Raw genomic sequence first — 7,270 nt, forward strand, 5'->3', positions numbered from 1 at the left:
GTACTGCGCCGAGGTCCGAAGCGAGATCGGCGACAAGCTGTGGTCCTCGATGTTTGAGGGGCGCAAACGGTTGCTGACGATYTGCGATTTCCCGATCGAGTGGCTCCCTGTGTGCGGCCTGCCGGCGATGTTTCGATGCGAGATGTCCCGCGTACCTTCGACGCCCGGGAACGTGACGGCGCAAGTGGCGTTGACGCATCCGAGAACCGTCGTTCCGAGATCAGCGTTGGATCACGTCCTCGTGATTAGGTCGTTCGGGGCTGAGGATCCGATCCGCGATCATCTGAAGCTGGCGGTCGATCGCTTCGATTTGGGTGCGTTGAGGGTGGACTACGTTGACGTGTCAACGCGTGACGAGCTCGTCGATGCGATGAATGGGTACGGCGGCGCTCTCCTGATCTTCGACTGCCATGGCAACCACGGCGGGAAGACCGAGCACGCCTGGCTGCAGATCGGCAAGGAGCGAGTCGATGTGTGGGATCTCAAGCATGCTGCACGCATGGCGCCAGTGGTTGTCCTGGCGGCATGTAGTACCCACCCTCTGAATGGCTCGCACGCATCCGTGGCCAACGGCTTCCTGGCCAATGGTGTCCAGGCTGTCCTCGGTACCTATGCCCCCGTCGACGCGACGCACGCTGCTGTCCTCGTGGCCAGGCTGCTGTATCGCATCTCTGCCTACCTACCAATGGTCACCAAGCACCGCCCGCTCTCCTGGCGCGAGATCGTCGGGACGTTCTTTCGCATGTCGTACACCAGCGATGTGTTGATGGATCTCCACTGGGCACGCAAAGCTATCGACGAGGCGCAGTTTCGTCAACTACATGGCGATGCCAATATGGCTATCAATGCCGGCGATGACAGTTGGTTCGAGAAGCTCCAAGAAGGCGTCAAGCAGGCTGCTTCCATGAACGATGCAGAACTCCGAGCAGTATGGGCTGCGCGCTATCAGTTCGTTGAGACCATGCTCTTTGGTCAACTCGGCCGGCCGGAGAACATCACTATCGTGAGCGACGAGGTCTACTTTGAGCGGTCCAGTGTGGACGGAGCGGAGGCATCTGAAGCGCCGAGCGTTGCATGAGGCGACTCGCACGCGACAGGCTCGTACTGCTCACGCCGTAGCCCTTGCGGATGCGGTCCTGCTGCCCTATGCCGCAACCTTTCTGAAGGTGATCGATACCCGTCGTCCACGGGGCACCCCGTGCTCTGTGAGGCGCTCCGGAATCTCGTGCTGCCACACGCTGCGAGCCTCTTGATCGAGCACCGCGGCGCTGCATCGAGGAAGCTGCTGGACGAATCGCACGGTCTCCTCACCAAGCTTTCGCGTGAACACCATGTCCCACGTCTCAAGCAGGCTGATCGTCACGACGGGGCCTCGGAAGCATTCACGGCAGTCGATGTGCTTTGTGATTCCTTGCGCGCCGTCGTAGTTGTTGACGATCACTTGATCGGGCACCTCGGAGACAACTTCCAGGTCGTGCAGACGCACGGCCAAGCGCTGAGCCCAATCGGGCAGGGGACCTAGGTAGTTGTCGTGGACGACTTGGCGCGCTTTGTAGTCGTAGCGCCAGCCGTAGTGCTGAACGCGGCGCTTCATCGATCGGTCCCATTCGAGCGAATCGATGATGGCGATGAGGTCAGCCTCCTCGACGTAGGTGATGAAGTCTGGCAACAGCTGCAGTCCAGCTGGAGGTTCGTTGCTCTTCGTGGCGTTCGTACGTGTCAACGCACGCTTTGCTGGTTGCTTCTTCGCTACGACCTTCGCGAGCCCCAGCTTTCCGGCAAGTACCGCACTTGAGTGATCGCTATCGCTGGGAGTCTCGACACTTGGGCGTTTTAGGCGACGAGCAATCGCAGCGGTGGCCAACCACCTCTTGAAGCGATGAATATTCAGCCGGTGCTCAATGGTGAGGCCGTGACCCAGCGGCAGCTCTACTCGGCCAGTAACAGTCAAAGTCCGCTCCTTCGCTACGGCCTTCACTGTCCCACTGCCCAAGAACTGAATCCTCGCGTCGGAGATTGCGACGACCTGCTCGAGTGCCTCCGGACACTCTTCCTGAGCGAGCGTTCTAGCTTCGTCTTGAATCGTTGGATGATCGAACGATGCCCGGTACCAACTGCCTCGAGTGCCGAGCTTGTGCTCTGCCCACGRCTTTGCATCGGCGGTCATGACGATGGCGCTGGTATCAACGTGCCATCCAACAACATCAGGGGTAAGGCTGTGCCACGGGCCAGAGCCATCGCTACAAGCGTGCTGCCAAGTCTTGAGAGCCATCAGCCTTCGACACTCCTGGGTTCCTCGGAGCTCTTTTGGCAATGACTTAAACCCCTGGAGGTAGCCGGCGAGTGTCATGCCCGTCCACCAAACGACAGGTGGAATCGATGACCAGTCTTCGCGCCAGCCAATGAACCGGTCCGGAGAAGGTCGAAGGAGCAGCAATTGCAGCGTCAGAGCAAGGAAGTCATCGTGCGAGCCGACGTCCTCGATGGTTCCCCGATCTTCAAGGAGTGACATCGCGCCTTCAAAGAGCCTCGCAAGGCGCTCTTCGTCCTCGCCGAGCCTTCTTGCGTGCTCACAGATGTCCTCAAGGATGGTTCTTGCACGCCACTCCTGCAGTCTTCCCCGCCGAGAGAACTCGGCGACGATGGCCCTCCAAAGCGCTGGCGGCTCTTCCTGCTCCATCCTGTAGGACCAGAGCGCTGCTCGCAACCACGGCGCTCGCAAGTGTTCCGCGTGCTCAGGTTTCGAGACACCGTTGCGGACCAGGTCGCAGAACAGATCGATCCATGGGTCGATCGCTGGCACGGCAAAGGCAGCCATCGCTGCCGCGCCGCGCAATGCATCCCAGTTGGTCGGAGGCTGCCAAGGGCTGTTACCTGGAGGTGCTTCGCGTGGCGGGGCAACTTGCGAGAGCGAGCCGACCTCGAAAGGCTGAGTGGGGACCTCTATGTCCGCAAAGTTCCGCGCAAGCGCTAGAAGCTTTGACCGCACAGCGTCGGTGCCGACATGGAAGTGATCCACCGCAAATGCTGGGAGCGGACCACTCCAGGCGACGATGGTGTCGGCGCTTCGGACTCCCCTCAGCGTGGTCTCGCACCATTGACCATCTCTCCAGGCCATGACTGTGTAATCCGGGAGGGCCTCAGCATCGAACCATACCGCGACGCCCGCGGCATCAGGGGAGAGCGTGCCACAGGCGAGCTCGGTGCCCAACACCATTTGCCCGGAAGACTGGACAAGCCACTCGCTGCTCAGGAACTGCAGAAATGCGTCTTGGTCCAGGACGAGGCCGAGCAGGCTCGTCCCCTTTGGGCGGAGCTGTTCAGAGGCCGGTTCAAGGAGGTCCAGCTGGTCGCCGGAAGTCGCGCTCATCGATCAAGGACGGGAGGAGGAGGGAGATCAGCCAATTGTGCCGCCGACAGGTCTTCCGGACCGTTGACCAGGAACAAGCTGTCCCGGGCACGTGCGCAGAGCATGTAGAGGCGCCTCTGCTGGACCGCCTCGACCATGGGCAGCGAGCGTTCCAGATCCTGCAGGAACACGGTATCGAACTCAAGCCCGATGGCCGACTCGCCCGAAATCACGGTCACCCCAGGATCGCGCAGGCAGATGGCGTCCTCGGCATGCGCGCCGGCATTGTTCTCGTACATGTCCACGCGGGCGTTTGGAAGGAGATCCCTGAGGAGGCCGTACACGGTGTTGATGTCGTCGACGCGAAAGACGATGACGCCGATCGAGCCGCCGCGGTTCCTGAAGCGGATGCTGACCGTCTGGGCGAGCTGTTCCCAGCTGCCGACCTGGATCAGCCGAGGCGTGTCATTCGAGCGTCCGCGTTGCGCCGGCAGAACAGGGATGGTCCGGTTTTGATGGAAGCGCTCGACCAGGTCCGCAATCTCCTGGGTGTTGCGATGGTTGATCGTGAGCGGAAGGACTTCCGCGAAACCGGCATCGAGCAGGTCCGCGACATGGCAGCCGCCACCTTCGGTAGATTGGTTCTCGTCGGCAAACACTGAGACCGCCCGCGCCCCGAAGCGCCTCGCCCAGACGAAGAAGTCCTTCGGGAGGTTCTGACCCTCATCAATAACGAGGTGATCGATCGTCGGTTGTACGTTGGCGGCCTCGTACTCGCGCAGCACTTGCGACCAGATGAAGTTGTACGGCGACCACTGAGGGATATGGCGTCCTAAGGTGTCCCGATAGTGGTGCCAGACCAGGTAGTGCATCGTCGTGCTGTTGACGGGGGCGTTTCCTTGGTCCTGGGAGATTTGTGTCGCCAGCGCGGCGAGCAGGCGGTTCTTGGTCACCACGGTCACCCGACGCCCGTACTCGGGGCCGGCCAGCACATTTGCCTTCCACAGGGCCACGGACGTCTTGCCGGACCCCGGCGGGCCGACCACCAGGATGGACCGGTCCGGGTCTTCCATGAAGATCCGCCGCTGCTCGGCGAGTAGATCGTTGAAGCTTGGAAGTCTCATGGCCTGAAAGCGCTGAGCGGCATGGGAAGTGGGGCCCGGGTGAACAAGGCGTAGTGGATGTGGCGAGGCTTGTCACCGTCGGTGAGCAGCTCGGTGTCCACCACCTCGCACTTGAAGCCAGCGGCGCAGAGGCGGGCCTCCAGTTCAGGGAATGCGGCGCGCCTGTCGTCCACGGCTGAGTTTGTGTAGAGGATGGCCACTGGGCCAGGCCCGATCCGGCCGCAGGCGTCGATAATCTGGCGCACGATCACCTCGACGTTCAGCGACTTGCTGGCCAGCAGATACGACAGCACGACAACCGTCCAGCCCAGTCTCGGGGCGCCAAAGTCAATGGCGTCAGCCGAGTGGCTGAACGCCACGGATGTCTGCGGGTTGAGCCCGCCCTCCGCCCTGACCGCGTCGGCCAGTTCAGCGCCGAAGGCGCACATCTGGTTGGAGGTGTCGACGCCGTAGTAGCGAAACGGGACCTCGTCACCCGCCACATTCGCGAGCGCCAGCCCCGCTGTGAACGGCCCACAGCCGATGTCCAGCATGGTTGCCCCGTTCAGGTGTCGGGGATCGTTCGCCAGTTTCGAGAAGGCGTGGATGAGCTCGGGTACGTGACCCTTCTGGTTGAAGAGTGCATACAGCATCACGCGATCACGGGCCGACAGATCTTCGATCRGCTCGTCGAAATTGGCCTGGCCGCCGCCGATGGCGTGGTCGAAAATCCAGCCGCTCGACCTGCCGAGACGCATGCGGTTTTGACGCGTCTCTCGTGGGTCGGCATTGAGCGGGTCGACGATGCGCGCACGACGCACGACGTCGTACCACGGGCGGAATGTGATCACGCTGCCTCCCCACCATTGTTTTCGCCAAATATACGACGGCGGCCGCGGCGGCCCCAGGGCGGCGTGGCGTTAGGTCTACAGGGCCTTTACCTGTGGCTGGCGCCGGCCGGACTGACGCATTCGTCAAACCGCGAGTCCATCCTGGAAGGTGGTGGGAGCATTGGCATCGGCTCCTCTTGTGCGAGCCATTGCCACCGTACTTCGTCTGCAGGTCGTGAAGGGTGACAAGCAGATGGGTGTGCCGCCTGCTCGGATGTGATGCAGAGCAGCGGCGCCGTGTTCCCGCAGTCCAGGAGGGTGGCCGCGGCCAAGGGGACCTCGGCACGCAGGTCATACCGCAGGCCCTTCAGGAAGCATCGCTCGTCCGCAATGAGGCGCTCGATCAGCATCTTCTCGAAGGCGCTTTCCACGGGTATCCAATCGCGTGTGGCGGGCATGAGCGACACCTCGCCGAGCAGCGGCACGCCTGAGGCCGTGAGGGAGAATGTCCCGATCACCACCATGCGGATATCGTCGGACGCCCCCCATAGGGCCAGTTGCCGCTCGAATCGTCGTCCGACCTGCCGAAAGAGCCGCTCGTCCAGCATGAATCCGAGGTCCGGGGCGTGCTTCACCGTGGCCTTGTAGCCATGTCGGGCGGAGGCCAGCTCCTTCAGTTCAGCGACAAGGAGCATGCGGGGGTGGGCGATGCTCGGGCCCTCGGTGACCGCTGCCCACTGGGCGGACCTGCGCGCGCGAATGCCTTCCCACTGGTCGGCAGCAAAGGGCTCGGGCACGTACAGCCGGTCCTGCAGCACCTGCCCGTTGGCGGTGTGGCTGGACGTGGCCTCCCGAAGGCGTCGACGCACCACGCCCCACGATCGCTTGCCCGCAAACCCCGGCTGCCAGCGGGTCAGTCCAGCCTGGTCCCAGAGATAGTGCAGGAGTCCCCTCAAGGAAAGTCGGCTGCCGCGGCTTCTCGCAGTTGACGCTTCCGCCTCAAAGCTTGGCACCGCTGAACGCCCCGCACCATGGGACAGTGAGAAATCCAGGCGCAGCGCGGTCAAGCCGGTCCCGGGATCCTCGCGAATGGCGAGCCCCAGCATCAGACCTCGGCCGGATGCTTCCGTGGATCCCTCGTAGGACGGGCACCCGGGAGCGTGTTGCGATCCGGTCTCCGGCATTCGCTTGACGATGTAGCCATCGCCCAGCTTGGCCACGTACATCTCGACGCCTTCCGGTCGGCACAAGCAGCGGGGCCGACGGCGCGCCGCATAGGCCTGCGCGACAGCGTCAGCAAAGCCCGGGGCATCGGGCTGCAAGCGGGTGCCAAAGATCTCGAGCGGCTGGGCCTCGAAATCTTGGTAGTGCGCCACCGCTACCATGCCGCGCTCCTACCGCGCCGGCGCTGGCGCAGTGCGCTCACGTGGCCGGCTGACTTCAGGCGCCGCTATGGCCACCTTCCTCTGGCTGGCGGCTGCTGGGTCGTAGAGCTTTACCTTAGGGGCGGCGCCCGCGCGGGACCGTTGCGCGAGCTTCTCGGCGGCGGCTGCGAGGATGTCCCTGCGCTGCGCTTCCGGGATCTGCTTCGCGACCAGGACCGCTTCGATGGCTGCGACGACCGCCTTTCGCGCGCCGCCGCCACGGCCTGACGCCTTGTCGGTGCCCTTCGAGGTGCCTGCCTGGGCGGCATCGCGCGCCGGTTCCACCCGGTTGACCATCCGGGCCTCGCGTTCACGCTTGAGCACGTCCAGGTCGCCGGGGTTCGGCTCATAGCCGACCGCCTTCACGCCCCGCACGGTGGCTTCCAGCCAGACCATGCGACGGAAATCCTCGCTGCCGGACACGCGCAGGCCCTTCCAGCTGCGTGCCTGCGCGACGTCCACCATGGATCTGGCGACCGAGGGGCTGTTGGTTTCCGTGGCCAGCCGGAATGTCGACTCGGTGAAGGCCACCCGCGTGCTGTCTCCGCGGAATCGATATTCGGT

6 protein-coding genes are annotated in these 7,270 nt (G+C 63.3%); 1 reads left to right on the forward strand and 5 read right to left on the reverse strand.

Annotation, left to right across the window (positions count from 1 at the left end):
* Nucleotides 1–1,078, forward strand: a 1,078-nt coding sequence (locus ACXJKR_RS19395; protein WP_457324203.1) for a CHAT domain-containing protein, incomplete at its 5' end; no start/stop codon positions are given.
* 66 nt (nucleotides 1,079–1,144) lie between these two features.
* Here ACXJKR_RS19395 and ACXJKR_RS19400 read toward each other — a convergent pair.
* The 5 genes from ACXJKR_RS19400 to ACXJKR_RS19420 all read right to left on the reverse strand — a co-directional run.
* Nucleotides 1,145–3,370: an alpha-ketoglutarate-dependent dioxygenase AlkB gene (locus ACXJKR_RS19400; RefSeq protein ID WP_457324204.1), complete on the reverse strand. Its 2,226-nt coding sequence runs from the start codon at nucleotides 3,368–3,370 to the stop codon at nucleotides 1,145–1,147.
* Nucleotides 3,367–4,473, reverse strand: coding sequence for a hypothetical protein (locus tag ACXJKR_RS19405; protein WP_457324205.1), 1,107 nt, complete (start codon nucleotides 4,471–4,473; stop codon nucleotides 3,367–3,369). The genes ACXJKR_RS19400 and ACXJKR_RS19405 overlap by 4 nt, the downstream gene beginning before the upstream one ends.
* Nucleotides 4,470–5,303 (reverse strand): hypothetical protein, encoded by an 834-nt coding sequence (locus ACXJKR_RS19410; RefSeq protein WP_457324206.1) that lies wholly within the window; start codon nucleotides 5,301–5,303, stop codon nucleotides 4,470–4,472. Before ACXJKR_RS19410 ends, ACXJKR_RS19405 begins: the two co-directional genes overlap by 4 nt.
* A gap of 86 nt (nucleotides 5,304–5,389) precedes the next feature.
* The gene (locus tag ACXJKR_RS19415; protein ID WP_457324207.1) at nucleotides 5,390–6,667 is read right to left on the reverse strand and encodes a DUF1173 family protein; all 1,278 of its coding nucleotides are present in this window, start codon (nucleotides 6,665–6,667) and stop codon (nucleotides 5,390–5,392) included.
* 9 nt (nucleotides 6,668–6,676) lie between these two features.
* Nucleotides 6,677–7,270: LPD7 domain-containing protein (locus tag ACXJKR_RS19420; RefSeq protein WP_457324208.1), on the reverse strand; the 594-nt coding region annotated here is incomplete at its 5' end.

This window comes from Roseateles sp. P5_E11, assembly GCF_054049355.1.

Excerpts from the sequence above, each read along its gene's own strand:
- ACXJKR_RS19405 (WP_457324205.1), bottom strand. The coding sequence starts at position 4,473 with ATGAGACTTCCAAGCTTCAACGATCTACTCGCCGAGCAGCGGCGGATC.
- ACXJKR_RS19415 (WP_457324207.1), bottom strand. The coding sequence starts at position 6,667 with ATGGTAGCGGTGGCGCACTACCAAGATTTCGAGGCCCAGCCGCTCGAG.